This window comes from Thermatribacter velox (assembly GCF_038396615.1).
In the GTDB taxonomy this organism is placed as follows: Bacteria; Atribacterota; Atribacteria; order Atribacterales; family Thermatribacteraceae; genus Thermatribacter; species Thermatribacter velox.
This window is the reverse complement of sequence record NZ_CP121689.1, coordinates 2091207-2117539: the sequence shown is the minus strand read 5'-3', so window position 1 is coordinate 2117539 and position 26333 is coordinate 2091207. Positions and strand designations below refer to the sequence as shown.

24 protein-coding genes are annotated in these 26333 nt (G+C 45.5%); 22 read left to right on the top strand and 2 right to left on the bottom strand.

The features are described 5' to 3' along the window. Positions 1-13: 13 nt before the first annotated feature. The 11 genes from gyrA (at position 14) to QBE54_RS10560 (ending at position 12703) form a co-directional block, all read left to right on the top strand. Entirely contained in the window at positions 14-2449 is a 2436-nt protein-coding gene (gene gyrA, locus QBE54_RS10610) for a DNA gyrase subunit A (protein ID WP_369018164.1), read from the top strand. Then, complete coding sequence (locus QBE54_RS10605) at positions 2446-3522, top strand: aminotransferase class I/II-fold pyridoxal phosphate-dependent enzyme (protein ID WP_369018163.1); 1077 nt, start codon at positions 2446-2448, stop codon at positions 3520-3522. The genes gyrA and QBE54_RS10605 overlap by 4 nt, the downstream gene beginning before the upstream one ends. Next, positions 3500-4042: a bifunctional adenosylcobinamide kinase/adenosylcobinamide-phosphate guanylyltransferase gene (gene cobU / locus QBE54_RS10600; RefSeq protein ID WP_369018162.1), complete on the top strand. Its 543-nt coding sequence runs from the start codon at positions 3500-3502 to the stop codon at positions 4040-4042. Before QBE54_RS10605 ends, cobU begins: the two co-directional genes overlap by 23 nt. Beyond that, positions 4027-4785, top strand: coding sequence for an adenosylcobinamide-GDP ribazoletransferase (gene cobS / locus QBE54_RS10595; protein ID WP_369018161.1), 759 nt, complete (start codon positions 4027-4029; stop codon positions 4783-4785). Before cobU ends, cobS begins: the two co-directional genes overlap by 16 nt. Before the next feature lies 1 nt (position 4786). Beyond that, positions 4787-5689 carry a hypothetical protein gene (locus tag QBE54_RS10590; protein WP_369018160.1) on the top strand — a complete coding sequence of 301 codons (903 nt, stop codon included), beginning with the start codon at positions 4787-4789 and terminating at the stop codon, positions 5687-5689. Then, positions 5686-6282 carry an alpha-ribazole phosphatase gene (cobC, locus tag QBE54_RS10585; protein WP_369018159.1) on the top strand — a complete coding sequence of 199 codons (597 nt, stop codon included), beginning with the start codon at positions 5686-5688 and terminating at the stop codon, positions 6280-6282. Before QBE54_RS10590 ends, cobC begins: the two co-directional genes overlap by 4 nt. After that, on the top strand, positions 6275-7255 hold the full coding sequence (gene cbiB, locus QBE54_RS10580; protein ID WP_369018158.1) for an adenosylcobinamide-phosphate synthase CbiB: 981 nt from the start codon (positions 6275-6277) through the stop codon (positions 7253-7255). The genes cobC and cbiB overlap by 8 nt, the downstream gene beginning before the upstream one ends. Before the next feature lie 17 nt (positions 7256-7272). After that, positions 7273-8391 (top strand): YbhN family protein, encoded by a 1119-nt coding sequence (locus QBE54_RS10575; RefSeq protein WP_369018157.1) that lies wholly within the window; start codon positions 7273-7275, stop codon positions 8389-8391. Continuing rightward, positions 8357-9334 carry a biotin--[acetyl-CoA-carboxylase] ligase gene (locus QBE54_RS10570; RefSeq protein ID WP_369018156.1) on the top strand — a complete coding sequence of 326 codons (978 nt, stop codon included), beginning with the start codon at positions 8357-8359 and terminating at the stop codon, positions 9332-9334. Before QBE54_RS10575 ends, QBE54_RS10570 begins: the two co-directional genes overlap by 35 nt. Before the next feature lie 52 nt (positions 9335-9386). Further along, positions 9387-9941, top strand: coding sequence for a biotin transporter BioY (locus tag QBE54_RS10565; RefSeq protein WP_369018155.1), 555 nt, complete (start codon positions 9387-9389; stop codon positions 9939-9941). Between the two features lie 161 nt (positions 9942-10102). Continuing rightward, a complete protein-coding gene (locus tag QBE54_RS10560) occupies positions 10103-12703 on the top strand; it encodes a methyl-accepting chemotaxis protein (protein WP_369018154.1) in 2601 nt (866 codons plus the stop codon). A 64-nt stretch (positions 12704-12767) separates the two neighbouring features. On the opposite strand, the gene QBE54_RS10555 is transcribed toward QBE54_RS10560, so the two are convergent. Next, positions 12768-13379, bottom strand: a complete 612-nt coding sequence (locus tag QBE54_RS10555) for a YigZ family protein (RefSeq protein ID WP_369018153.1) — start codon at positions 13377-13379, stop codon at positions 12768-12770. A 104-nt stretch (positions 13380-13483) separates the two neighbouring features. Here QBE54_RS10555 and QBE54_RS10550 point away from each other — a divergent pair, with 104 nt between their 5' ends. From QBE54_RS10550 to QBE54_RS10500, 11 genes are all read left to right on the top strand, one after another. After that, entirely contained in the window at positions 13484-14215 is a 732-nt protein-coding gene (locus QBE54_RS10550; protein ID WP_369018152.1) for a GntR family transcriptional regulator, read from the top strand. A 26-nt stretch (positions 14216-14241) separates the two neighbouring features. Further along, on the top strand, positions 14242-14754 hold the full coding sequence (locus QBE54_RS10545; protein WP_369018151.1) for a chromate transporter: 513 nt from the start codon (positions 14242-14244) through the stop codon (positions 14752-14754). Then, complete coding sequence (locus QBE54_RS10540) at positions 14751-15293, top strand: chromate transporter (RefSeq protein ID WP_369018150.1); 543 nt, start codon at positions 14751-14753, stop codon at positions 15291-15293. Before QBE54_RS10545 ends, QBE54_RS10540 begins: the two co-directional genes overlap by 4 nt. A gap of 40 nt (positions 15294-15333) precedes the next feature. Further along, on the top strand, positions 15334-16299 hold the full coding sequence (locus QBE54_RS10535) for a hypothetical protein (protein ID WP_369018149.1): 966 nt from the start codon (positions 15334-15336) through the stop codon (positions 16297-16299). A gap of 19 nt (positions 16300-16318) precedes the next feature. Then, positions 16319-17599: an ABC transporter substrate-binding protein gene (locus QBE54_RS10530; RefSeq protein ID WP_369018148.1), complete on the top strand. Its 1281-nt coding sequence runs from the start codon at positions 16319-16321 to the stop codon at positions 17597-17599. Between the two features lie 71 nt (positions 17600-17670). After that, on the top strand, positions 17671-18543 hold the full coding sequence (locus QBE54_RS10525; RefSeq protein ID WP_369018147.1) for a carbohydrate ABC transporter permease: 873 nt from the start codon (positions 17671-17673) through the stop codon (positions 18541-18543). Between the two features lie 2 nt (positions 18544-18545). Next, the gene (locus QBE54_RS10520) at positions 18546-19382 is read left to right on the top strand and encodes a carbohydrate ABC transporter permease (protein ID WP_369018146.1); all 837 of its coding nucleotides are present in this window, start codon (positions 18546-18548) and stop codon (positions 19380-19382) included. A 504-nt stretch (positions 19383-19886) separates the two neighbouring features. Continuing rightward, complete coding sequence (locus QBE54_RS10515) at positions 19887-20939, top strand: substrate-binding domain-containing protein (protein WP_369018145.1); 1053 nt, start codon at positions 19887-19889, stop codon at positions 20937-20939. A gap of 77 nt (positions 20940-21016) precedes the next feature. Further along, positions 21017-22519 (top strand): sugar ABC transporter ATP-binding protein, encoded by a 1503-nt coding sequence (locus tag QBE54_RS10510; RefSeq protein WP_369018144.1) that lies wholly within the window; start codon positions 21017-21019, stop codon positions 22517-22519. Between the two features lie 19 nt (positions 22520-22538). Beyond that, positions 22539-23552: an ABC transporter permease gene (locus tag QBE54_RS10505; RefSeq protein ID WP_369018143.1), complete on the top strand. Its 1014-nt coding sequence runs from the start codon at positions 22539-22541 to the stop codon at positions 23550-23552. Positions 23553-23567: 15 nt separating this feature from the next. Continuing rightward, positions 23568-24551, top strand: coding sequence for an ABC transporter permease (locus QBE54_RS10500; RefSeq protein WP_369018142.1), 984 nt, complete (start codon positions 23568-23570; stop codon positions 24549-24551). A 434-nt stretch (positions 24552-24985) separates the two neighbouring features. Here the strand turns inward: QBE54_RS10500 and QBE54_RS10495 are convergent, their stop codons facing one another. Then, a complete protein-coding gene (locus QBE54_RS10495; RefSeq protein ID WP_369018141.1) occupies positions 24986-26224 on the bottom strand; it encodes an IS256 family transposase in 1239 nt (412 codons plus the stop codon). Between the last annotated feature and the right edge of the window lie 109 nt (positions 26225-26333).

Sequence of the window (26333 nt, the reverse complement as noted above, 5' to 3'; positions counted from 1 at the left end):
TGGGAGGCTTGCGATGTCTGAAGTGACCAACAATCGGGGAGAACGTATCGTAACAGTTGATATAAAAGATGAAATGCGAGAGGCCTACCTGAGTTACGCAATGAGCGTAATTGTGGGACGGGCTCTCCCAGATGTTCGAGATGGCTTGAAGCCAGTTCAGCGGCGCATACTTTATTCTATGTATGAAATGGGCCTTCGTTCCACTCAAGCTTACCGCAAGAGTGCTCGAGTGGTTGGTGATGTGCTTGGAAAGTACCACCCCCATGGGGACATGGCGGTCTATGATGCACTGGTGCGCATGGCGCAAGACTTCACCTTCCGATATCCCCTGGTCGATGGTCACGGTAATTTTGGTTCCATAGATGGAGACCCCCCGGCAGCAATGCGTTATACCGAAGTCAGGATGGCTTCCATTGCTGAAGAAATGTTGCGAGATATTGAGAAAGAAACCGTGGATTTCATGCCTAACTTCGATGAATCAGCACAGGAACCGGTTGTGCTTCCAGCTTCTTTCCCTCAGCTTTTGGCTAATGGTGCCTCAGGTATTGCTGTCGGGATGGCTACCAATATACCCCCTCACAATCTCTCAGAGCTTATAGATGGTGCTCTACTGCTCATTGACCGACCCCAGGCCAGCTGGAAAGACCTTTTGAAAGTTATACCCGGTCCGGATTTTCCTACCTATGGAAAAGTAATTGGAAGAAAAGGCATTAAGGATTACTTTCATACAGGTCGAGGGAAGCTGGTTATCCGGGGAGAGGCTGAGGTTGAAGAGATTGGCAAAGGTAAGAAGGCAATTGTTATCAAAGAGTTGCCCTACCAGGTGAATAAGGCAAGTCTGGTTGAACACATAGCCCGGCTTGTCCAGGAGAAGAAGCTAAATGATATAGGCGAGGTTCGCGATGAATCGGACCGTGAAGGAATACGTGTAGTCCTGGAGTTGAAAAAGGGAGCCAATCCTCAGTTCATTCTCAACTACCTCTACAAACACACTGCTTTGCAGGTTAGTTTTGGGGTTATTCTCCTTGCTTTAGTGAATGGTAGGCCCGAGGTAATGGGTATGGTAGAAGCCCTGCGCCACTTCATTGAACACCGCAAGGAGGTTGTCTTGCGCAGAAGCACTTTTGAACTGCGTCGGGCCGAAGAAAGAATTCACCTTGTAGAAGGGTTTTTGAAAGCGCTGGACATGATAGATATGGTAATTGAGACCATTCGCAGCTCCAGCAATGTGGAAGAGGCAAGGGAACGGTTGATGATCCGCTTTGGTTTCACTGAAAAGCAGGCTCAGGCAATTCTTGAAATGCGCCTTCAGAGACTGGTGGCTCTGGAAAGAGAAAAGTTGCAAAAAGAGCATCAGGAGCTCCTTCAAAAAATTCAGGAACTAAAGAAGATTCTTTCCGATCAACAGACTCTTTTCGAGGTGATTAAAAAGGAACTGCTTGAGATTAAGGAAAAGTTTGGGGATGCGAGAAGGACCAGGATTGTCGAAGAAGAGGAAACTATCGAAGAAATAGACCTGGTTCCCGAAGAAGATGTGGTGATTACCCTTACCCGGGATGGCTATGTTAAGAGAGTGGCCCTTGAGGCTTACCGTCGTCAGGGGAGAGGTGGTAAGGGTGTGTCGGCAATGAACATTAAAGAAGAAGATGTTGTGAGCCAGGTTGCAGTCTCTACCACCTTGCACCGAGTGCTTTTCTTTACCAGCAAAGGCAGGGCCTTTCAACTTCTGGCCTATCAGCTTCCGGAAGCAAGTCGTCAGGCTAAAGGAACGCATCTTGTTAATCTGCTTCCTCTGGAGGAAGGAGAGCGGGTGTTTTCCTTTTTGACACTCAAGGATTTCGGCGAAGCCCGTTATCTTTTTATGGTTACCAGCCGGGGAAAGGTAAAAAGATTGGACCTTCTGGAGCTGGTCTCCATAACTCGAAGGGGTATACGGGTGATCAAGCTTGACGAGGATGAAGAACTCTCTCGGGTTTTCCTGACTTCTGGCAGTGAGGAAATTTTTGTAGTTAGTGCAGGTGGTTACGCCATTCGCTTTCTGGAAGAAGAAGTGCGTTCCATGGGGCGCAGTGCTTCAGGTGTGCGGGGAATAACCCTGCGTAACGGTGATGAAGTAGTTGGTGCTTGTTCGCTCTCCGGGGCTCGTTTTGTACTTGTGGTTTCTGAACGGGGCATGGGTAAAAAGTTGGACCTTTCCGATTTCCCCTGCCATCATCGAGGTGGCAAGGGACTTAGGGTCATGAGGGTTAGCCAGCGCACGGGAAAAGTGGTGGATATTCTGCCCATCTGTGAAGAAGGCGATGTGTTGGTTTCCACCCAGAAAGGGATGCTTATCCGCATAAATAGCTTGGAGATACCCGTTCAAGGTAGAATTACCCAGGGTGTGCGTCTTATCAGGCTGGATCGAGGAGATTCCATTTCCTCGTTGGCGCTGGTGGAGAAAGAATGAGTAGGGTTCATGGTGGTCGGTTGTTTGAAGAAAGGGAGAAGCAGGGTTCTCTTTTTCTGGATTTTAGCGCCAGCATAAATCCCTGGGGGCCACCGTCGGTTCTTCGTAAAAACTGGTCCAAGATGTGGCAGTGGGTAAGTACCTATCCTCCACTGGATATTGAGCTGTTTCAGAACTGGATTGCCCAGATATACGGCTTTTCTGGAGAGACAATTCTTCCCTGTAATGGAGCTACACAGGGTATCTACCTTTTGGGGAGAATACTGGAAGGAAAAAGAGTAACTATTATCGAGCCTTGCTTTACTGAATATTCCCTTGCCTTTCGCTTGGGGGGTAAGGAAATAGAACACTTCTTTTATCTCGGCGATGAAGAAACGGAAGAAAGCTTGAAGTTACTCTTTACTACCCACCCGGATATCCTTATTATGGGTAATCCCACCAATCCGCTCGGTAACCCTTACCCGGAAGGTTTTTTAAAAGCTGTGTGGGAGTATGTTCTTGAGAAAGGGATTTTTCTGGTGGTGGACGAAGTCTTCCAGGAATTTATGAACGAAGAAACCTCTTTTTCTGGAAAAATTGCGGATTATCGGCGCCTTTTTGTGGTGCGTTCGCTAACCAAATACTTTTCCATTCCTGGATTAAGAGGAGGCTTTTTATTGACCCACCCCTCCAACGTGTACTCTCTTAAAGAGCATATCGAACCCTGGTCGGTTAATGCTGTCTTGGCTTCAGCGCTAAAAATTCTTTCCGAAAGCGATCTTTCAGCATTCAGGGAAACCACCATAAAGAACCTCAAAAAAGAAAAAGAATATCTTGAGGAGCACTGGAAAGCCTTTTCTGATGTTGTATTGCTCTATCCATCTCGGGTCAATTTCTATATGTTTCGGGTTTTGGACTCAAAGGCTGACCTTTATTCCTTTTTTTACCAGCGAGGGATGCTAATTAGAAGTCTCTCTGATTTCTGGGGTCTGGATAGGAATTTTTACCGAATTTCGCTGCGCACCCATTCTGAAAACAGGCGCTTTCTGGGAGCACTGGAGGAGTTCGTGGATGATCTCAGGAATTCTTGGTAGAAAAGTGCTTTTCATTGGTGGCGCAAGGAGCGGTAAAAGCTCTCTGGCTCAGCAGAGAGTGGAAGAAGCGAGCCCAAAGCGGGTTTACCTGGCAACAGGTGTGGTTACGGATCAAGAGATGGCAGAACGAATAGCTTTACACCGCAGGAGACGTTCCGAGAACTGGGAAACCTTTGAGGTTCCTTTTGGTTTTCAGGAGGTGGAGGATAGAGACTTCTCCGGATGTGGAGTATTGTTGGATTGTGTTACCTTCTTAGTGAGTAATTTGCTCCTTCGGGATAAGGAGCCGGAAGAAGTTTTTATGAGAGTTACTGAAGAACTGGAGGTGCTTTTTAGAAAGCAATCCCGGGAAGGCTTTTTTTTGGCCCTGGTCAGTAACGAAGTGGGTTGCGGGGTGGTTCCTGAGAATTTTTTGGGCAGGCAATTTAGGGATCTCCAGGGTAAGGTCAACCAGTGGTTGGCCCAGAAAGCTGACGAAGTCTTTTTGGTAGTTGCAGGAGTGCCGTGGAAACTAAAATAAGTCGCTTTGTTCGCTGGTTACGGCTGGTAAGAATTGCTGCTGGCTTTTTAACCATTTTGCCGCTGGCCAGGGAGAGCGACGAGCCAGAAGAAGTAGCACTATCCAGCGTTTTCTTTCCGCTGGTGGGTCTTTTAATCGGTGGTGGAGTATATGGTGTATTTTGGGGAACCCATTTTATCTTTGGTACTTCGTTTCTTCCCGCACTTCTGGCTTTAACCACCTGGATTCTGCTCACTAGAGGCTTGCATCTTGATGGTTTGGCTGATGTAGCGGATGCACTGGGGGCTCCAGTTTTTAGCAAGGAAGCACGAGAGCGCATTCTTAAAGATTCTTCCCTGGGCGTTTTTGGGACAGTAGCGCTTTTTCTAGTTCTAACTTTTAAGTTGTTTCTGTTATCGGAAACTAAGAGTGGGGAAGTAATAGTACTGGCTCCCTTGGCAGCCAGATTTTTTTTACTGGGGGTTATTTGCTTTGGTCGCTCCTTGCTTCGGGAGTCGGGGCTGGGAAGTATTTTTTTAAGTCAACCCCGAAGCACTGCTTTCTGGTTGTGGTTGATTCTGGTTGCTGTTGTGTCCATTCTTTTCGGTAACGTTTTGCTTTTTTTGAAAATTTGTTTCTGCTTTGTTATTATTTACTCATTCGTGAAGAGAGTTGCTCGAATGCTGGGCTTTTTAAATGGGGATGTGATGGGAACAGCGGTGGAACTGGGAGAGCTGCTTTTTCTTCTGATTGGGAGGATTTGATATGGTACGAGCTCTGAGTCCAGGTAGCATGGGAGAGCTTTTCCAGGGTTACCTCGAGGATACAGAGATTCTGGTTTCGCTGACCATTGCTCGTTATAGTGAGATGGAGGTTTTCTTGCAAGAGAAACCTTTTGGTCCCTGGCAGGAAGAGGAAAATAAAGAGTACACTCAGAGGTTGTGGAAAAGTGCCAGAGCCCTGGAGATAGCCCTGAGCGAATGGGGGTTTAAAGAGCTTCGGGGAAAAGTATCTTTTAAAAGACGGAAGGCACTGCCTGAGGGAAAGGGTTTTGCTTCCAGCACAGCAGATATCGCTGCTCTCTTGGGCGCACTTTCTGCACTTCTGAAAAGAAAGACTTCGGAAGAAGAGATAGCTCGGATTGCCCTGAGAGTGGAACCCACCGACAGCACCTTGTTCTCCGATTTTTGCGTTTTTGATCATATTTCTGGAAAGGTGGTTATTCGCTTTCCGGTGCCGGTGTATCTGGGAGTTGTAGTCTGCGAGCTTCCCGGTAAGGTGGAAACCGTGGAAGTGGACAGGACAAAACTGCGCAAAAACTGGCTTTATTTTGCCAAAGAAGTGCGAAGGGCTCTGGACATGATTCAAAGAGGTCTTGAAGAGGGAGATCTTTCTTTAATTGGTAGAGCTGCTACACTCAGTGGTTCTATCTTGCAGGAGGTAAACCGGGAAAGGCTTTTCGATCTTTTGCGAGAGGAGATGAAATATACTGGGGCGCTGGGTGTGAACAGAGCACATACTGGTAAAGCGGTAGGAGTGCTTTTTGATCGCCGGGTTTACTCTGATACGGAGATGCTTCGCAGGGTGAAAGAATGTCTTCAAAAAGAAGCGGTAAGCTGTTGGGTAACTGGAGCAGTGAGGGGAGGAGTAAGAATAATCAGGCCATGAAGGAAATATATCTTTTGCGACACGGAGATACTGAAGCAACAGAAAAGGGTTTTTTTGCGGGTTGGAGTGATATTCCGCTTTCTCCTAAGGGTGAGGAGAGAATCAAAAAATTACACCAGAGCTTGTTAAGAGGACTTTCTTTTGAGAGAGTGTTTTGCAGTCCCATGTTGAGAACCCATCAAACAGCTCGAATTCTGGTTCCAGATGACGACATCGACATTGTTCCCGAAATCAAAGAGCGTTCTTTTGGTTCCTGGGAGGGCAAGTCTTGGGCAGAGCTTGAAAAAGAGTATCCGGTAGAAGTAAAGGAGTGGAAAAAAGACCCCCTGGGTTTTACGCCGCCTGGAGGAGAAAGCTTCAAAACAGTGCTTTCCAGAGTAAGCTCTTTTTGGGATAAACTCCTGAAAATGAGAAATGGTCGCTACCTGCTGGTTACCCATGCTGGGGTTATTCGTTGTTTTCTGGTTAAAGCCATGAACATCGAGTTTGCGTCCACTTTTCATGTTTTGCTGGATCCCGGTGTTTTGGTGAAAATTGGGGTTAACCGCGAAGAATTTCCGAGAGTAGAATTGATTCAAAATAACGGTGTTTGAAGTGTTAGCCCTTTTACGTATGGTGGTGGGTTTTGTATTAGATTCATTCTTAGGGGACCCTTTTGGTCGCTGGCACCCTGTGGTTTGGGTGGGTAAGGCCATAGAGAAACTTGAACGCTTGCTTTTCCCTCAACACAGGAGCTTTCGCAAGGAATTCATACTGGGCTTTGTGGTAGTTTTTTTGCTGGTGGGTGGTACCGGCCTGGCTTATGGTTTTCTGGGTTGGTTTATGCGAAAAAATTTGCCGCTTGTTTACTGGATGGTAGAAATATATCTGGTTTTCTCTTTGCTCGCTTTCCGCTCGCTCTGGTTAAGTGGCAAAAAGGTTTTCCTGGCCCTTCAAAAGGGAAACCTGGAAGAGGCCAGGAAAAACCTTCGGAGCTTGGTGGGCAGAGATACTGAACACCTGGCAGAATGGGAAGTGGTCAGAGCTTGCGTTGAGTCTCTCGCCGAGAACTTCAACGATGCAGTAGTGGCTCCTCTTTTTTATGCTTCGCTCTTCGGAGGTTTGGGGATTCTCATTTACAAAGTGGTTAACACCCTTGATTCCATGCTGGGTTACCGGGATTTCCGCTATTTTTTCTTTGGTTTTGCTTCGGCACGCCTCGATGACCTATTGAATTTTATCCCTGCTCGTTTGAGTGCTCTGTTTCTGGGAATAGCTGCTTTGCTCTTGGGGAAATCGCCAAAGAGGGCTTTGACTACCGCTTTTCAATATGCCCGCTTTCATCCCAGTCCCAATGCAGGTTGGCCCGAGGCAGCCATGGCTGGTGCTCTTGGGGTGAGGCTGGGGGGCGTAAACTATTACCAGGGCAAGCGCGAGGAAAGGCCCTTTCTTGGAGAGGCCCTTCGGGAGCTTGTTCCGGAACGAATTGAGGAAGCCCTTTCTCTTTTGTGGTTGGGTAGCTGGTTTGCTTTGCTGGTTCTGGCTCTTTTTGCTTGGCGGGTCGGTTATCCCATTTTTGGTATTTAAACGGAGGGTGTACCCCTATGCACGAGCCGCAAAAGTATCGTCCTGCTTCACTAAAAAAACGAGTTTTGCTATCTGTTCTTATAAGTATAAGTAGTATTGTGATTATTTTTTCTGTTGGTTCCTTTTTCGAGGTACCACCTGAGATTGATTTTGCTCGTTTTCACTTTGGAGTTTACTTGGTGGGTTTTTTGTTGATGTTTGCTGCCTGGTTTCTGGATGGGTTAAGAGTCTTTCTGAGTGCTCGGGCCTGGAACAAAAGCATTCGCCTACAGGATGCGCTGAGTACGGTTCTTGCCGGATATTTCATGTCGACCATAACTCCCTTCAGTACCGGTGGTAGCCCGGCTCAAATGTATGTTCTTACCCGTGCAGGTATGAGCTGGGGGGAGGCAGGGAGTCTGGTGGTAATTTGTGGCATTCTGTATCAGGTTAGCCTCCTTCTTTTGCTTTTCTTGCTCATTTTTGCCTTTCATATCGGCTTTGTTCTGCAAGGAGTGCTGTTAAAGCTTTTGTATTCTTTTGTCATTTTCTATGCGGGTGTCATGGTGCTCCTTTTTTCTTTTTTGTATCGCCCTCAGATACTTTTCAGACTTACCGAGTGGGGCATAAATTTCGTTAAACGCCACTTTAGGAAAATTCGCTTTTCTGAAGAGAGTGTTCGAGAATGGGTGCACGAATTTTTTGAAGACTTTCGTAGGGGTTTCCGGATTCTCTTCTTTCAAAAGCCCCAGTATCTGGTCTGGAATATCGGCTGTTATATGGTGCAGTACACGCTTATTTTCTCCGTTGCTTATTTTGTGCTGGCAGCCATGGGCGTGAAGGCTGATTATTTACGGGTTCTGGGCACTCAGGCTCCTCTTTTTTACGTTTTTTCCTTTGTGCCTTCCCCGGGGGCAAGCGGAGGAGTGGAAGTTTCTATGGCTTCTGTTTTCGCTCGCTTTGTGGGTGCTTATCGGGTAGGCATGTTTGTTCTTTTGTGGAGAGCGGTAACCTTTTATCTCCCTATGGTAATTGGAGGGGTAACCTTCTTCCGGATCGTGCAGAGCGCAGGCGGGTATTCGGGTGAAAACGGAAAGCTTATCACCAAAAGGAGCGAAAACTATGCTCAGAAGCTCCCTGGAGAAAGAAATTCTTAAAGCGTTGCTTGTCTCTCGAGATTGGGTATCTGGTGAGGAACTTGCCAAACGCCTTTCTTTAAGCAGGGTAGCTATCTGGAAGGAAATGGAAAAGCTGAAATCCTGGGGATTCCCTGTAATATCTTCTCGCAAGGGATACAAATTGTTCGAATTGCCTGATGTTTTCTTCAGGGAATATCTTGAAGCTTATTTTTCAAGGTTTTCCTTTCCGGTGAGTGTTTTCTGCGAAGATCAAGTGGATTCTACCAATGAATGGGCCAAAAGAGAAGCCCTGCAAGGCGCACCGTCATGGAGCCTTTTTATAGCCGAGAGTCAAACCCGGGGCAAGGGAAGGAAAGGAAGGAGCTGGTTTTCGCTTCCTGGGAAAAGCCTGACTTTTTCCCTTTTGATCCGGCCGAATCTTTCTTTGTGGTCAGGTTTTACCTCTCTGCCTCTTGTCTGTGGGTTGGCAGTGAGTCTCGCTCTTGAAGAAGAAGGTCTGGAACCAGAAATTAAATGGCCCAACGATGTGTTGATTGATGGGAAGAAGGTGGCCGGGATACTGGTTGAGGGCGATTTCGAGGCCGAGGTTCTTAGATATGTGGTGATTGGTATCGGCCTTAATGTCAATCTATTGAGAGAAGATTTTCCGGAAGATTTGAGACTTACAGCAACTTCGCTTTTAGAAGTTTCTGGGAAGAGGCACCACCGGCTGTTTCTTTTGGAAAATTTGTTGAACAAGCTTTCAAAATGCCTGGAAGGCTGGAAAGGAGAAGCCAACCTTGCTTCCCTGTATCCAGAACTGAAGAAAAGACTGGCTACCCTGGGGAAAAGGGTGAAGATAGCGGTCTCGGACAAGGTCCTGGAAGGCTTGGCCGAAGATATTGACCTGGATGGCTCATTGTGGATTAATTCGGAGGGTGAAAGAAAAAAGATAAGTTGGGGCGAGCTGGTCACCTCTTGATTTTTGGTTAACTTAATGATATACATTGGTTAACCAAAATGGGGGTGAGACAGTGCACTTTCAGTCGCTGCGGTTAGCTCGCTGTGCTTTGGTGGTTGCTCTTTGTGTGGTATCCTCGCTTTTTTCTCGCTATGCTCAGGGAGTGGTTCCGTTCAGTGTTCTGCCTTTTGTTGTGGTTCTTTCTGGATGGTTGCTTCGGCCGCAAGAAGCATTCTGGTCTCTTTCGGCTTATGTCCTGTTAGGCCTTCTGGGGTTGCCAGTTTTTGCATCGCCGCCTTTCGGGGGTCCCACCTATTTGTTTAAACCTACTTTTGGTTTTCTGCTGGGTTTCGTCCTGGGAGCCTTTTTAATTTCCGCTTTGAAGGATAAGAAGCTTTTCAGAAAAAGCATACTGGGAGTAATTTTTCTTTCAGAGTTGGGGATGCTAATTATTTATCTTCCAGGTCTTTTTTACCTGTGGCTGGCTTTTTCTCTGTTTATGGGAAAGCCAATCGGCTTTAATCGAGTTTTGCAGGTAGGTTTTTATCCTTTTCTGGGTTTCGATGTTGTGAAAGCGTTCTTGGCAGGGATGTTGTTCTGGAAGACCAAGGGCCGGATAGCTGCTTAGATATTTTTTCTTTCCTCTTTAAAAGGGACTTGTTTTCAGGAAAGGTTTCTTAACTCCTTTGTAAAGCCAGCCTTTTTCGTTGAAAATACCTCGTTGGGGCTAAAGTTTTTGGAAGTCTGGCCGATATATATTAAAAAAGCGCGAGAAAGGAGGTTTCTTGGTTGAGAATAAAGACTAAGGTATCACTTTCTTTCTTTATCCTGGCTTTGCTGACGGCTTTTTGTGGGGGGTTTGCGATTTATTCTTTTATGGAGGTTGAAACCTCTTTGCAGGGAGTTCGTCAGGAAGTTCCTCTTTTAATGGTTGTTTCCCGCCTCAAGGATTTGATTGCCGAAAACCAGGCCTTGGTGGCGCTTTATCTGCAGGAGAAGGACCTGGACACCTTGGAATCGCTGGAGGAAGACTTTGCACGGGTGGACGATCGCTTTATGGCTTATTTCGAGGTTTTGCGCCTGGGCAGCGATTCCGAAGAATTTAAAAAGTCGGACTATTATACAATATGGCAACAGGAGAAATTCCCCTATCCCCTGCAAGCTATTCCTCAGGATAACCCTCTTTATCGCTCTATTCAAACCGCAAGGAGTGTTTACATCGAAAGCCGCATTACTTCACAAGATGTTCGGGAAGCCTGGCGAGAATGGCTCTCCATTCAGAGGGAACGAAGTATGGCTTCTTTGAGCATGGATGAACCCCTGGAGGTAATTACCAGGTTCATAAAGGCTGTAAGTGGTGCCGTGGAAAACTTGTCGGATCCCTTGCGCAACGTTTACTACCTCGCTTTCCGGTTTGCTGCAACCGGTGACCCCGAAGGGAGAATCGGTGCTTCTATTGACTCCTACCTGCAAGCCCTGGAAAGGGACCTTGCTAATTCTCCCATGCTTTCGGATGCTAAAAAAGAAGAGCTCACCGGCTTTATAGCTACCTTGGCCGAAAAGTGGAAGGGCTTACAATCAGCGATACGGGGGGAAGGGGATAGCAATGTGGATTCGGCATTTCTGGAGTTCTACCGGGCTTACAATAAAGCTTTTGATGTTTTGCAGGGACTGCGTCTGGATTCTTACATAGAAGAGCTCCAGTCACTTTCTGCGGGGTCCAAAAATTTCCTGATTCTTTCTGACCCGGACAAAAAGGAAAAGGAACGTAAAAAAGTCGAGGCCAGCTTAACCCTTCTGGATGGCTTTCTGCAAGGCACTTTCGCAGAAACTTATGCTCCCGGTTCAGTCGATACGGTGCTTAAAGAGCGCTGGAAGCCACTCAAGGAAGCCTGGCGCAAGGTAGTGCAAATGGATGGCTATCTCAGCTTGCTCGATAGCCAACTCGAAAATGCTCTGATGTCTTCAAAGGGTGCTCAGACCAAAATTAGCGAATCCATAGATTCTCTATACCAAACAGTGCTTGATAACTTCAACGGAGCGCTACTCTCGCTTCAGACAGTTAAAGACAGGATGAATCGGATTCTTTATTTCATAGTAGGGTTTGTGATTGTTCTGGCGATTTTGCTGGGGACATTGCTCACCCGAAGCATTATAAAGCCCTTGAACCGCGGAGTGGCCTTTGCCCAGGTTCTTGAAAAAGGAGATCTTACTCAAAACATTCAGGAAAAGCGTAAAGATGAAATGGGAATTCTTTTCCGTTCTCTCAACGCTGCTTCCTCGGCATTGCGGGAGTTTATGAGTGAGGTAGCCCAATCCGGACAGGAAATCATGAAGGCCATGGAAACCCTGGAACACAGCTCGGAAGAGATTTCCCACACTGGAGAACAGATTGCGCAGACCATTTCCCAAGTCGCTAAGGGTTCTGAAGAGCAGAGTCAGTCGCTGAGTGGAGTATCTCAGGATATGGAACGGCTGGTGGAGAAGGTTAAAGATATGGCCGCTCAACTTATGAGGCAATCCGAACAGGCTTCGCAAGCTCTGGATGAGGTGGACAGGGTGCTGGAGAGTGTCGGGTTGACTGGAGGCAATATTCAGGAAGTTAGAGAAGCCGCTTCACAGGCTTTCTCAGCTACCGAAAAAGGTCAGGGCACTCTGGAAGAAGTTGTCTCGGCTATGGAGGAAATTAAGGAATCAGTGAGTTCGGTTGGGAAAATTGTTGAAGAGCTGGGGCGAAGCTCTCGAGAAATTGGAAGTATTACAGATTTGATAACTGGCATAGCCGAAGAAACCAATCTTCTTGCTTTGAATGCAGCCATTGAGGCAGCCAGAGCTGGAGATGCTGGACGAGGTTTTGCCGTGGTGGCTGAAGAAGTGAGAAAACTGGCTGAAGAGTCTGCCCAGGCTGCGCAACGTATTGCCAAACTCATTTCTGAGGTTCAGAAGGAAGCCGAAAAGGCGGTGAAGTCCATGAATGAAAGTCAAGAAAGGGTAGAGAAAGGAAGCCAGGCTGTATCCAGCGTACAAGAAGCCTTTGGCGATATCTATAATACTAATCAGGTGGTAACCCGTGAAGTTGAAGCCATAGCTCAATCTTTCTCGAGAGTTGATGAATCGTCACGTCGCATTGCAGAAATCATTAAAGAAATGGCTTCTATTTCCAGGGACAGCTACTCAAAGACCCAGGAAATTGTAGCTCTGTCTCAGGAAGTTTTTGGAAACTTAAACGACGTAGCTTCGATTTCTGAAGAAAACGCAGCTTCTGCTGAAGAGGTGGCAGCTTCAGCAGAAGAACAAAACGCTGCGCTTCAGGAAATGAACAGAACCATTCAGGAGACTGCCAGGATTGCTCAAGCTCTGGAGGAAGATCTGAGAAAATTCAAAATCTGAAGCACCCAATTGGACTTTCTGCAGGCAGGGGAAACAACCTATTCCTGTTTCCCCTGCCTGGTTTTCAATCATTTTTTACATAAAAAGAAGAAAGCCAACCCTCTTTCTGGGCTTTCCCAATGAACTCGGTGATTTTCTCTTCTTTTTTGGAAGGTAAAGTTAAGGAAACCTTCAAGAGTTTGCTGTCTATATTCATAGTTCCCTCGTTCCCAACTACTGACTGGAGACGAGCGATAAAGAGATTGAAATAGACAGGATCTACCTCAAAGGCAAAGTGTATTTGTGGTTTAAATTCCTGAGTGCCTGATTTCGCAAGAGCAAGCTGAGCTGCCTCTCCGTAAGCTTTAATGAGTCCTTTTACACCCAGCTTTTTGCCGCCAAAGTAGCGCACTACAACCACCATGGTGTTGGTGAGCCGGTATTTTTTTATGGCTCCAAGAATAGGTCTTCCGGCACTTCCTGGTGGTTCACCGGCATCAGAGGCGAATTCTTCCACTTTTTCTGCACCTATCCGCCAGGCAAAGCAGTGGTGGGTGGCATCAGGAAATTCCCTAACTACCTCTTTGAGGACTTTGCGAGCCTCCTGAGGGCTGGCAACCCGGAAACTCTTTGCTATAAATCTGGAACGTTCGATATTCAGTGTTGCTTCACTTTCCTGAGCTATAGTTTGTGGCATTTTCAACCCCCTTTGCTTCAGATATATTATAATGCATCTTTGAAAGCTTGAATTACCTTATGAATATTAGTATAATTGTTTATACATAACGGAGGTAAGGAAAAATGAAAAAACTGCTTGATGAAAGCAGCCCAGTACCTCTTTATCATCAGTTGAGCCAAATTTTGCGTGAAAAAATTGAAAGCGGAGAGTGGAAAGAAGGAGATAAAATACCCACCGAGCTTGATTTGTGTAGAGAATATGGCCTGAGCAGAGGAACAGTGGCTCAAGCCCTTCGGGAGCTTGAGCTTGAGGGACTCATCTACCGCAAGCAGGGTCGAGGCACTTTTGTGGCTGAGAAGAAAATATCTCAGGACCTTTCTCATTTTTACAGCTTTGCAAAGGACTTGCAGGAACGAGGAGTTGTGCTTTCGTCAAAGATGTTACGGATGGAGGTTATGCAGGCCCCCTCTTCGGTTAAAGGAAAGCTTTCTATTTCCGAGGATAGAGTGTTTTTGATCGAAAGACTTCGCTTTGCAGATGACCTTCCCGTTATCCTGGAAAGAATTTACTTACCGCTTTCTTTTGAAGAAATATCGCATGAAGTTACTGCTCTTGAGCGAGGAGCTATCTATGACCTTTTTTCCAAAATGGGGGTGAAAGTGAGTCGGGCAAGAGAAGAGTTTGAGGTGGTGAGAATGAATCAACAGGAAGCGGCGCTTTTTGGGGTGGAAGAAGGATTTCCTGCACTTTTAGTGAGAAGAATTACTTTTGATGAGAATGAGATCCCTTTTGAATACAGAAAAAGCATCATAAGGGCTGACCAATGTCGCTACAGCGTGGAACTCAAAGCTTGAGCAAAAGAAAAAAAAGAAGGATTTTGATGCAGCTCTTTTTTTCTTTTTTGAAAATAGGTGCTTTCACCTGGGGGGGAGGCTATGCCATGTTACCCCTCATTAAACAGGAATTGGTGGAGAAAAAGAGTTTTCTAAGCGAAGAAGAATTCATCGAAGGTGTCTCTGTCGCCCAGAGCCTTCCGGGAGCAATTGCCATAAATACTGCTTGTTTTGTTGGTAGAAAGCTGGCTGGAGGAAGCGGGGCTCTGATATCGCTTTTGGGTTCGGCCCTTCCTTCTTTTGTAGTCATTCTAATTCTGGCTACTCTTTTTTTACGCTGTAAAGAAATTTTGTTTGTGAAAAGATTTTTTTATGGAGCTACCCCAGCCATTGCTGCGCTCATTGGAGGAGCTATTGTAGATCTTGGGAAAAGCGCCTTGAAGCAAATCGAAGAAGTTATTATTGCCGTTTTGCTTTTTCTCTTTGTGTTCTTTTTCGACGTGCATCCTCTCTGGATTGTAGTTTTGGGTGGAATTTTGGGTTTGGTGAGAAAACGATGATTTATTTGCAACTTTTTCTTGCTTTCTTGCGGGTAGGTTTTTTTGCCTTTGGAGGGGGAGCTGCTGCCCTTCCCCTTATTGAGAAAGAAGTAGTGGAAAATTATCATTGGCTGCAAAACGGAGAATTTTTGGAACTGGTTACCCTCTCTGAGCTTTCTCCAGGACCCATCGGGATCAATTCAGCCACTTACGCTGGCTTCAAGGTGGCTGGTTTCTGGGGCGCTTTTGTGGCAACAGTGGCTTTTTGTTTCCCTTCTTTTTTGCTGGTTTTCCTGGCCTATCGTTTTCTTTCTGTTTTTGAACATGATAGTAGAGTGCAAAGTTTTCTGCGAGGTTTACGGCCTGCAGTTCTGGCTCTGATGGGTATGGCCTGTTATTCCATTGCCCATCGGGGGATAAAGGACTGGTTTACCATTTTTGTAGCAGCCTTTGCCTTCTTTTTGATTTATTACCGGAAAATGGACCCCATTCTGGTGCTTCTTTTGTGCGGTTTGGTGGGAATTTTAACAGGGTTGACAGGTCTGAAGTTAGGAATATAATTATAAATGATAATTTGTATATACAAAGGAGGCAGAACTGGTGCGATTTTCTCGATTGTTTGATCCGCTCAAAGGTTTATTGGTAAAAGAACCTTTAGGTACGGGAAAGGGTTGGTGGGCTGGTGCTCCTGGTGCTTTTTATGATCAAGAAACAAGACTTTTTTATCTTTTTTATAGATTGCGCAAACCAAGAGAGGGCGAGAAAGGAGGACGGGGGTTTGAAGGCAGGATAGCGATAAGCTCAGATGGTATTAACTTCAAAGATGTTTGGTCAGTTCAAAAGGAAGAACTAGATACTCCTTCCTTGGAAAGGGGGGCAATACTGAAGGGCAAAGAGGGAAAATGGCTTTTGTATCTTAGTTACGTTAATCCTGTCGACAATCGTTGGAAAATCGATGTTATAGAGAGTAGTTCTCCAGATTCTTTCCGCGTTGATAAAAGAGTGGAAGTTTTGACTGCTCAAAAAACGGGTACAGAAGGAGTAAAAGATCCTCGTGTCTATACTTTTGGACATGCATATTACATGTTAGTGAGTTATGCAGACGTTGATAGATCAGCAGAGTTGAGCCCTGAAGAACTACACTCTACTGCGGATGCATATAATACAGGTTTAATCAGATCTTGCTCAGGGTTAGCTGTTAGTATGGATGGGATTGCTTTTGAGTGGTTGGGGGGTGTTTTATTTCCTACAAAAGGAAGGTGGGATGCGTATGCGAGTCGTCTGAACTCTGTAATTTATGTTCCTCCGGTTTTCGTAGGATTCTATGATGGAGCAAGGGATGTTACTGAAAACTACGAGGAGAAAACCGGCATTGCTCAGTCGACTGATTTTTTTCATTGGCACAAGATTTCTACAGAAGGTCCGGCGCTTGTTTCTCCATATGCGAGTGGTTCCCTTCGTTATGTGGACGCAGTTGTAGCAGATAAAAAGTTATGTTTTTACTTTGAATGGGCTAGAGAAGATGGATCTCATGAGTTGCGTGTAAGCTTTGTTAATTTAGCATAAACAAAAAGGAGGGATTATTATGGAAAAAATGGTTGTCGTGCTTTTGGTAAGTCTTTTAATTTTGCTCTCTTTTGTGGCAAATGCTCTGGCGGGTGATGCTGTAAAAGTGGTATTAGGTATTTCGCCTCGGGAGGTTGGAAATGTCTTGCCAGACTTGTTGGAAGAATTTGAGAGAGAGAATCCTCAAATAAACGTAGAATGGATGAAGGTTCCGGGAGTACCCGGGGAACAACATAGTTTGTATGTAACCAACCTCCTTGGTGGAAGCCCGACCCCCGATGTTATAGCTATCGACATGATCTGGGGTGGAGAATTCGCTGCCAATGGTTGGGCCAGGCCGTTAAACGATTTCTTTTCTGAAAAAGCGCGTGAAGATTTTATTGATGTCGCGTTAGACCCTGTTCTTCTAAACGGAAAAGTTTACGGCGTTCCTCTTTATATAAACGGCATACACTTCTTTTACAGAAAAGACCTGTTGGACAAGTATGGACTTGAAGTGCCAGCTACTTGGGAAGATGTGGTAGAAAGCTCTAAAAAGGTCCTGGCAGGAGAGAAAGACGAGAACTTGGTTGGTTTGGTAAGTATGTGGGCGAGGATAGAGGGCTTATTCATGAATTATCTCCAGTTTTTCTGGGGAGCGGGAGGAGAATTTTTTGATCCTTCAGGTAAGGTTCTTGTCAATGGCCCAGAGGGACTCAAGGCTCTCCAGTTTATGGTAGATTTGCTCTATAAACACAAAATGGTTCCTGAGAGCGTACTTACTTATAAACCAGATGATGCGAGGGTTCTTTTCCAACAAGGCAGATCTATTTTTATGGTGGTACAGAGTTATGTTTGGCCGATGCTTAATGCCAGTGATTCAAACGTTGCTGGAAAAGTGGATTTTCAGCGAGTGCCTTATTTTGAAGGACATCCTGAGACCAGAACCATTTGTTTGGGCGGTTGGAATCTGGTTATCAATCCTTATTCTAAACATCCGGAAGAAGCATGGAAGCTTGTAAGTTTCCTTACTAACCTAGAATCTCAGCTCAAACTTACTCTTCATACGGGTAATTTAAGCGCCAGGAAATCGGTTTTTGAACAACCAGAGGTACTTTCGGAAGGTAAGACAGCACTAAAGATGTTTGAACAATACATGAAAGCAGGAAATGTACGCCCCTCCTCGTTGAGTGGTAGCAAATATCCCCAGTTATCAGATATAATGCAGTCTAGTATTCATTCGGCTTTGCTTTTGGAAAAGCAACCGCAAGAAGCTTTGGAAGATGCTGCAAAGAAGATAGAAGAACTGATGTCTGAGTGATCAATTCCAGTTTACAGGGGGATAGTTGTTGCCCCCTGTAAACTCTTATTTAAGAAGGAGGAACAAAAGCATTGACAAAAGTCCATGTGTATAAACGTGAATGGCTGTTGTTTTTGCCTCTTTTTGGGTTGCTCATTTTCGTGATGATATTCCCTACTTTCTATACTTTCCTTCTTAGTTTTAGTCGTTTTTCTTTATTGGGTAATAAATTGGTTTTATCTGGTTTAAAAAATTATTCGAGCCTGATAAATGATGAAGAATTTTGGGTTTCTCTCAAAAACAGTGTTCTGTTCACAGGCATTACTGTACCATTTGAACTGGTATTGGGCTTGTTTTTGGCTTTGTGGTTAAACAGGCAATTTAGGGGTAAATACCTGGTAAGAGCGGCGCTTCTTTTGCCTTGGGCTATTCCTACGGCCCTGAACGCAGTTGTTTGGCGCTGGATGTACAATACTGACTATGGAATTTTTAATGACTTGCTTTTAAGAGTTGGTTTAATCCGAGCAGGCATCAATTGGCTTGGACAAATTCCTCTTGCAATGATTTCTATGATGATTGTCGCAATATGGAAAACTAGTTCTTTCATGGCTCTAATACTTCTGGCAGGTTTACAATCTATCCCTAATGAAGTTTACGAAGCTGCTCTTATTGATGGTTCCACAAAGTGGACTACCTTCAAGTCTATCACGCTTCCTCTTTTGAAGCCGGCGATTTTGGTTTCTTTACTTTTCAGAACTATGGATGCTTTTAGGAGCTTTGATTTGCCTTTTAACTTAACCCAAGGAGGTCCTGTTAATTCTACGGAAACCCTGAGTCTTTATGCTTACAAAGTTTCTTTTCAGTTTCTTAAATTTGATTATGCTGCTTCGGTTATCATTGTACAATTTGCCATTTTATTGGTTTTAAGTATTTTGTATTTGAGATTCCTGGAGGTGGAACTATAGAAATGAAAAATAAAAGGCTTTTAATAATTAATTCTGTTAAAACTCTTTTTGTAAATTTACTTTTGATTTTAGTTTTTTTCTTTCCTGTCGTATGGATTTTTTTAACTTCTTTAAAGACTCAGAGCGAGATTTATGCTTTTCCTATAAGTTACTGGCCTCGAAAAATCACACTGGAGAATTATCATCTGGTTTTACGCGGTTCCGGATTTTCACGTTATTTGATTAATAGTTTAATTGTTTCTTTGGGTACCACTCTTTTGGTTGTGTTGCTTGCTTTCTTAGGCGCTTACTTTTTTGCAAGAACCAAGTTGAAAGGAAGAAAGCCTTTGCTATTGTTTGTGCTTATGATTTCTATGTTCCCACCTATTGCAGTAGCTCCGCCGCTTTTTATTTTCTTTAGAAAAGTAGGTTTAATAAATAATTATTTAGGTTTGATTTTGGCACATAGTGGTCTTTTCTCTCCAATAGCTGTATGGATTTTGACAAATTTTCTTAAAAGTGTGCCTTTTGAGTTAGAAGATGCAGCTAAGGTTGATGGATGCGGTGTTTTGGGGATAATTAAAAATGTTATATTACCCCTCTCTTTACCTGGCTTAGCTGCTACTTTTCTTATTGTGTTCGTATTTTCTTGGTGTGAATTTCTGTTATCCCTTGTATTACTTAATCAAAACGAGTTGCGAACAGCTGTAGTTGGAATTGCTCTTTATCCGGGGGAATACGCTTTTCCGTGGGAACTTATTAGCACAGCTACTTTTCTAGCGCTTTTACCCATAATATTTTTTGTCTTCGTGTTTCAGAGGTTAATTATAGGGGGCTTAACGGCCGGAGCTATTAAATAAGAAGTTTAGCCGATTAATCTTCGATTTGTCGTTAACAATTGTCGATGTTTAATGTAATAAAATAAACAGAAGCTTAAGGGTATTTTGAGTCTTTCTGCTTGCTTTCTAGTATCGGACGAATCGGAATGGGATACACAGAGATTTTTAGCTTTTTATTGTCTCTATTTTTTGAGAGGAACCCGCTATTATTTCTGTTTTCCTTCAAACCTCCAAAGGAGCAAAAATTATCATTCCCAGCAAGTGTTGAATTTGTGGGGAAAGTTGTTATAATTGTTATAACATTATAGGTAATTTTGCAAAAGGGGTAAGTTGCCGTTCCAATTAAAAAAGAGTTTTTTCTTTATCTTTTTGGTGAGCGAATTTCTTGCAGCACCGCTTTCGGGAAGTGACGACAATTTGTTTTGCAGGTGTAAAATTTTAAATAGGAGGTGATGGCATAAGGAGAGTTAAGAAACAGATCTTCCAATAACCGAGAAAAAACAAATTTTGAAGGAGGTTTTGGTGATGACCAAAGCACGTAACTTTAAGAAAATCATGTTGGTCGTTTCGATATGTGCTCTTTTCCTGCTGGGTTTAGGAATGCAGGCTTTTGCTAAGCTACCAGTGGTGGGCATTTCCACTGGTTCTTCGGGTACTTCCTGGCGAACTATTATGATTAACTCGTTAGAACAAGTGGGCAATGAGTACAAGGCAGCGGGTAAAATCGCCGATTACAAAATTGTGAACAATGTTGTCAACGGTGACGCCACTGAACAGGCCAACATCATTCGTGACTTCATTGCCCAGGGTGTTGACATTATTCTGGTTAACCCCAACTCTCCTACCGCACTGAATGGAGTTATTAAAGAAGCCCAGGAAGAAGGCATACTAGTGGTAGCTTTTGATGCCACTGTTACCGCTCCAGACGTTGTGAACGTGACCCTTGACCACTATGCATGGCATCAAAAGAACGTGGAATGGATTTGTTCAACTCTCCAGAAAGGAAACCTCATTCAGATTTACGGCCTTGAGGGCCATCCGGCAAACATCGACCGCATGAAGGCTGCTTCTGACGTGCTCAAAAAATACCCGGACATTAAGCTTATTGCTTCTACCAGTGGTTATTGGGACCAGACCAAGGCCAAAGAAGTAGCTTCTCAGATCATTGCTTCCGGCCAGCAGATAGACGGCGTAATTACCCAGGATGGAATGGCTTACGGTGTTCTTTCTGCTTTCCTTGATGCTGGAAAACTACCCAAAGTGATGTTTGGAGACCCAGGTACTGCGTTCTTTAAAGAATGGAAAAGGTTGCGTGACGAGGGTGCAGAGTTTAAAGCTTGCGCTCAGCCCAATCCTCCGGGAATAGGCGGTACGGCCTTCAGAATTGCCTTGCAGCTTTATAACGGCAAGAAATTTAAACCAGGTGTTTTGAAGGACAACACTTATTTCTACAAAGTAAGCATGTTCATAACCGATGAAAACTTTGAGGAAGGTTGGGAACTCCTCAAAGACAAGCCCGATGATTATCTCTTGAACGAAATTATGTCGGAGGAAGAAGTAGCAGCACTCTTTGAATAAACAAATAAAGACAGCAAAAAACAGGGTCGTCCACGTGGACGACCCTGTTTTTTGAACTTTTAAAAGGGTGATCGAGCTTGGTAATACTTGAGGCAAAAGGTATAAAGAAGTATTTTGGGGGCGTTGTGGCGCTTTCCAACGGGAATTTGAAGTGCAGAAAAGGTCGAATAACCGGGCTTTTGGGAGCCAATGGGTCTGGAAAAAGCACTCTTTCCAAAATCATCGCTGGGGTATACCGAGCGGATGCTGGTGAAATAATATACGAAGGTAAAGCGGTACATTATAGAAATCCTCATGAGGCAAGGCAAAACGGTATTGCTCTTGTCTTTCAAAACCTGAGTCTGGTTCCAGACCTTACTGTTTGGCAAAATATTGTTTTAGGTATGGAAAAAAACCGAGGCCTGTTTCTTGAAAACGAAGAAGCAAGAGCGCTCTCCAGAGCAATTCTTGAGAATTTAATGCCTGACCTGGACATAGAAAAAAAGGTTTACCAGCTGTCTCCGAGCGAGATGCAGGTGGTGGAAATTGCTAAAGCTATTTCAAGCAACCCCAGGCTCCTTATCCTTGACGAGCCTACCGCAGCGCTGGAGCAACATGAGGTTAAAAATCTTTTTGAGTATATGCGAAAGCTGGCTAATGAGGGCGTGGCCATGATTTTTACCTCGCACCGTTTGTGGGAAGTGATGGAGATATGCGATGATGTTACCATATTCAGAAATGGTGAGGATGTGGCCACCATTGATTTCGATAAAGAAGAAAAAGACCCTGATAAAATTATAGGATATATCACTGGAGAAACGAAGAAGGCGAGTGTTAAAGTGGACCATGGAACGCTCAATGGTCAGGTATTGCTTGGAGCAAAGATAAGACCCAAAAGCAAAAATAGTGTTCTTAAGGACATTGACCTGGAGTTGCGAAAAGGAGAAATTCTGGGTATCGGAGGGCTTGCTGGTCAGGGCCAGAACGAACTCATGTATGCCCTGGCAGGTAGTTACCCCTTTGTTCGTTGTGAGGTACGCCTTGAGGGGAGGAATTTTCTTCTCAATAAACCAGGTGATGCTATTCAAAACGGCATAGTGCTTGTTCCAGGAGACAGACAGAGAGAGGGCCTTTTTCTGGAGCATTCTGTCTATGAGAACACGGTTTTTCCTAAGTTTGGTCTTCCCGACCATCCCCTTTTTATACCGGAAAAAGAATACCGCACCGAGTGCGAGCAAATAGTAGACATACTTTCCATAAAAACGCCTGGTCTCGATGCTCCGGTGAACACTCTTTCTGGTGGTAATCAGCAGAAGGTCGTGGTGGGGAAGTGGCTTTCTTTTGACATCAAGGTTCTTCTTTTAGCTGACCCTGCTAAGGGAGTGGACGTTGGAGCTAAAAGAGATCTTTATGAGTATATTGTGAAACTGGCCAAAGATAAAGGAGTTGGGGTTATTCTCTATGCCAGTGATAACGAAGAGTTGGTTGAGCATTGTGATCGGGTACTGATTATGTATGAGGGAGAAATTGTGGCCAGCCTTGCCGGAGAAGAAATCAGCGACGATGCTATAACCGCTGTTTCGATGCGAGTGAAGCGATGACTGCAAAGGAGTGGCAATGATGAGAAAAGTCGAAGCACTTTCTGGAACTTCTCTTCTGAAGGGCGCGTTTTTAAAGCCCGAAACTTCCAGCCTTTTGATCCTGGTTGCTATGTTCATTATAACTGCGGTGCTACAAGAAAATTTTTTTGAAGCCAGGTCCATCATACGGAATATTAATGCCTTTGCTCCTCTTATCCTTCTGGCCATGGGCCAGGCTGTGGTGATTGTTTCGGGTGGGCTTGATCTATCCCAGGGCACAGCGCTTTCTCTTCTCACCTGTGTTTTGACCACAGTGATGCGAACTGATAACCCAGTGACAGGGGTTTATGCACTTTTTGCGGCTTTCGCAGTGGCTCTTTTAACCGGTGTCATAAATGGTATTGGTATAGGATATTTGAGAATACCTCCGGTGATTGTTACTTTTGCCACCTCTTATCTCTGGTTGGGTTGGGCTCTATTTTTGCGACCTACTCCTGGTGGGGAAACCGTAGACTGGTTCCGTGTTTTTTACAGAATGCGTAGTGTAGAGGGTCTTCCCGCCTTTATCAGATCGCTGGATTACTTTGTCCCTCCATCTTTGTTTCTGGTACTTGTGGGTTGTTTTTTGTGGTTTTTGATCAGCAAGACCAGGACTGGCCGCTATATTTATGCTGTAGGTAGCAATGCAGAAAGCGCTTACTATAGCGGCATAGATACTGCGAGAACGCAGTTGTTGGCCTGTGTGATTAATGCGATTTTTATTTTCCTGGCGGCTTTATTCTTCGTTGCTCAGAACCAGACTGGGGATGCACGGATGGGTGGTCCACTTACCTTACGATCCGTAGCAGCAGTGGTTGTGGGAGGCATTGCTCTCTCGGGGGGAAAGGGTAGTATATACTTTGCCCTGGTGGGAGCTTTGATTCTCAGCTTTGTGAGTAAAATAATCTTTTTCGCAAATATCCCCAATGCTTACCAGACGCTGGTTTCTGGAATAATTGTCATTGCTGCTATCGCTGGTCCTGCCTATATGACCATAACCAAGGAAGAGCGTTGAAAGGGAGAAAGAAAAATGAAGGATACCATTGGTAAAGTGGCTTTAATTCAGCTCTGGTATGAAAAGTATAAAAAAATACTGCTCGTTTTGGTGCTGATTTTGGCCATATTCGTTTTTGGAGAGATAACCCTGCCTACTGGATTCTTAAGCATTGGTCAGATTCTGATTACTGCTAAGCTGGCTTCGTTTACTGCTCTTTTCGGGCTTTGTCAGATGATTGTTATAGCTGGTGGAGGAGAAGGCCTTGACTTATCTGTAGGTTACAACGCAACTTTAACCGCGGTGGTCACGGCAAGTATTATGAATGGAAGCAATGGCAACCTGTGGCTGGCTGTTCTGGTTGCGCTGGGTTTTGGGATAGCCATAGGCATGGCCAATGGTGCTCTTGCTTCCTATTTGAGGCTTCCACCTTTGGTGGTTACTCTGGCCATGGCCGATATATTGCAAGGCATAGTTAACGCTTATGTTGCAGGTAAAGCCATCACTGGAAGACCCTCGCCCATCTTAACTTTGATGGCTGCCAAGTCCACCGGTGAGTTTCCCAACATCCTTTTTGTCTTAATTCCCGTAGCGGTATTGGCGACCATTGCTTTCAACAATACAAAATGGGGTCAGATACTGTTTGGAGTGGGCGCTAACGAGCGCACTGCGTATTTGAGTGGAATTAATGTCAAAAAAGTGCGATTTGCTGCTTTTACAGTGAGTGGCACTTTAGCCAGCTTGATTGGTTTGCTTTTGCTTGGTAACATGGGCATTGCCTTTAAGGACATGGGCTCCAATTATGTTCTACCAAGCATAGCGGCCGTGGTTTTAGGTGGAGTACCGCTGAGCGGCGGCGGTGGTAATTATTTAGGTGTCATTATGGGAGCCATATTCTTGCAAGCCTTAACCAACCTTTTGGTTGCTTTTGGTCTTGGTGACGCAGCTAAATGGGTTACTTTTGGGATCATTCTCTTTGTTATGCTTAGCTTTTATGCCAGCAACGTGCGCAGGAGGTAAGGTTAGTCGAGGAGGGGAAAGCGCTTTGTGTTCTGTCGCTGAAGATTACCTTTGGTGTTAGAACACAGGAGTTTAAGCAAAGCCGTTTGGTCGAAATCACTGCGTTCTGCTTCATAGTGCACGGTAGAATACCGTTGTTGGTTGCAATATTTGCTTCGCCTTGAAGAAAGGATTCGTATTGCTTTATTGAATTACCTTCCTGCTTCCAACGTCTTGTTTCCCTTTCTGTAGCATTTGGGTGGTCTTCTAATCGCGTTCTTTTTAAACGCTGGTTATAGTTTAACGCATCAATTTTTTGAAAATTAGGTTTTAGCTTGAAAAATTTTTCAAAAATAGCTATTATACCTAGAGAGAAAAAGCAGGGGAGGAAACAGCAATGAGTGAAAACCAAAAGGCCAGCGTTGAGGTTTCGTCAAGAGGTGTGTAAATTCGCATCAGGCGGCAGCCTCCTCCCGTGTCACCTCGATCCCGTCCTTGTACTGAACCCCCGCGTAGACCTTTGCTAGCAGTTCAGGCGCGTTGAGCCTCCGGAACTTCTTCTGAGCTATCATGAGCATCTTCCAGATCACGGCTGTAGCCCGCTCCACCTTCTTGAACCGCTTGGCAGCATCCGTCCGCAACCTCAGCGCTGCCAGAGGCGATTCTACAATGTTGGTGGTGCGCAGATGCACCCAATGTTCTTTGGGGTAGCGGTAGAACGTCAACATCCTCTCCCAATCCCGACTAAGGGTCTCGACCGCTTGCGTGTACCCACGCTTCCGGCACCAGGCCTCAAATTCCCTGCGTTTCTCGTTAGCCTCTGCCTCGGTAGCGGCATAGGCAATGGCACTGAGCATGGATTTGGCTACCACATGCTGGGTGCGTGGGAGCTTGTCCAGCACGTTGAGGATCTTGTGGTTCCAACATCGCTGTTGGCCAGCATCCGGCCAGACGTTCCGCAGCGCACCCCAGATCCCCAGGTGCCCATCCCCTATCACCAGCTTGGGAGGGTTCATCCCTCGATCCCGCAGGTCCCGCAGCACCTCCGACCAACTCTCCACCGATTCCCGGTGTCCAGGGGCGACCGCCACCACCACCTTGCGGCCGTCCACCAATCCGGCGATGACTACAAACAGGGCAGCACGCTCCTTCTCCAGCCCGGCCTTCACATAGATCCCGTCCACCCACAGGTAGACCACCTGCAGGCTGTCCAACCGCTGCTTGTGCCATGCCTCCCACTCGGCGTGCCACTTCTCCTTCAACCGCGCCACCGTGCTGGCCGAGATCGGCGCATCTTCCCCCAGGAGCCCTCGCAGGGCCAGGTCGAAGTCCCCCTCGGCGAGCCCATGCAGGTACAGTTCAGGCAGGAGATTCGAGACCTCTCGGGTACGGCGCGCAAACAGCGGCAAGATCCGGCTCTCAAACCGCTCCTCCAAACCACGCACCCGAGGACGACGAATGGTGATGGTGCCAATGCCCAGCGTCAGCTTGCGAGGCTTGCCATATCCGTTCCTGTAGCCCTGGACTCCGTCCACTACAGCTTGCCGCCGGTAGCGAGCCCGGCCCAACAACTCCGTCACCTCCTGCTCCAGGAGATCCTGGATGAACTCCTGAATCTTGCCCCGAACCCACTCCTCCAGCTCCTCCCATGTGGGGCTTGATGAGAGGCATCCTTCCGTGGTACGCTTGTTCATGGCGGTGTATCTCCTCCTTTCCTTTTCTCAAGGTTTTTCCTCTTAGAAGGGAGGATACACCGCCTTCAGCGGAATTTCCACACCTTTTGATTTTACCTCTGAAATATAA

Bases quoted from the DNA above. Each gene is read 5' to 3' on its own strand.
- gyrA (WP_369018164.1), top strand. From the start codon at position 14: ATGTCTGAAGTGACCAACAATCGGGGAGAACGTATCGTAACAGTTGAT.
- QBE54_RS10605 (WP_369018163.1), top strand. From the start codon at position 2,446: ATGAGTAGGGTTCATGGTGGTCGGTTGTTTGAAGAAAGGGAGAAGCAG.
- cobU (WP_369018162.1), top strand. From the start codon at position 3,500: ATGATCTCAGGAATTCTTGGTAGAAAAGTGCTTTTCATTGGTGGCGCA.
- QBE54_RS10590 (WP_369018160.1), top strand. From the start codon at position 4,787: ATGGTACGAGCTCTGAGTCCAGGTAGCATGGGAGAGCTTTTCCAGGGT.
- cobC (WP_369018159.1), top strand. From the start codon at position 5,686: ATGAAGGAAATATATCTTTTGCGACACGGAGATACTGAAGCAACAGAA.
- QBE54_RS10575 (WP_369018157.1), top strand. From the start codon at position 7,273: ATGCACGAGCCGCAAAAGTATCGTCCTGCTTCACTAAAAAAACGAGTT.
- QBE54_RS10570 (WP_369018156.1), top strand. From the start codon at position 8,357: ATGCTCAGAAGCTCCCTGGAGAAAGAAATTCTTAAAGCGTTGCTTGTC.
- QBE54_RS10555 (WP_369018153.1), bottom strand. From the start codon at position 13,379: ATGCCACAAACTATAGCTCAGGAAAGTGAAGCAACACTGAATATCGAA.
- QBE54_RS10550 (WP_369018152.1), top strand. From the start codon at position 13,484: ATGAAAAAACTGCTTGATGAAAGCAGCCCAGTACCTCTTTATCATCAG.
- QBE54_RS10545 (WP_369018151.1), top strand. From the start codon at position 14,242: ATGCAGCTCTTTTTTTCTTTTTTGAAAATAGGTGCTTTCACCTGGGGG.
- QBE54_RS10540 (WP_369018150.1), top strand. From the start codon at position 14,751: ATGATTTATTTGCAACTTTTTCTTGCTTTCTTGCGGGTAGGTTTTTTT.
- QBE54_RS10530 (WP_369018148.1), top strand. From the start codon at position 16,319: ATGGAAAAAATGGTTGTCGTGCTTTTGGTAAGTCTTTTAATTTTGCTC.
- QBE54_RS10520 (WP_369018146.1), top strand. From the start codon at position 18,546: ATGAAAAATAAAAGGCTTTTAATAATTAATTCTGTTAAAACTCTTTTT.
- QBE54_RS10515 (WP_369018145.1), top strand. From the start codon at position 19,887: ATGACCAAAGCACGTAACTTTAAGAAAATCATGTTGGTCGTTTCGATA.
- QBE54_RS10505 (WP_369018143.1), top strand. From the start codon at position 22,539: ATGAGAAAAGTCGAAGCACTTTCTGGAACTTCTCTTCTGAAGGGCGCG.
- QBE54_RS10500 (WP_369018142.1), top strand. From the start codon at position 23,568: ATGAAGGATACCATTGGTAAAGTGGCTTTAATTCAGCTCTGGTATGAA.
- QBE54_RS10495 (WP_369018141.1), bottom strand. From the start codon at position 26,224: ATGAACAAGCGTACCACGGAAGGATGCCTCTCATCAAGCCCCACATGG.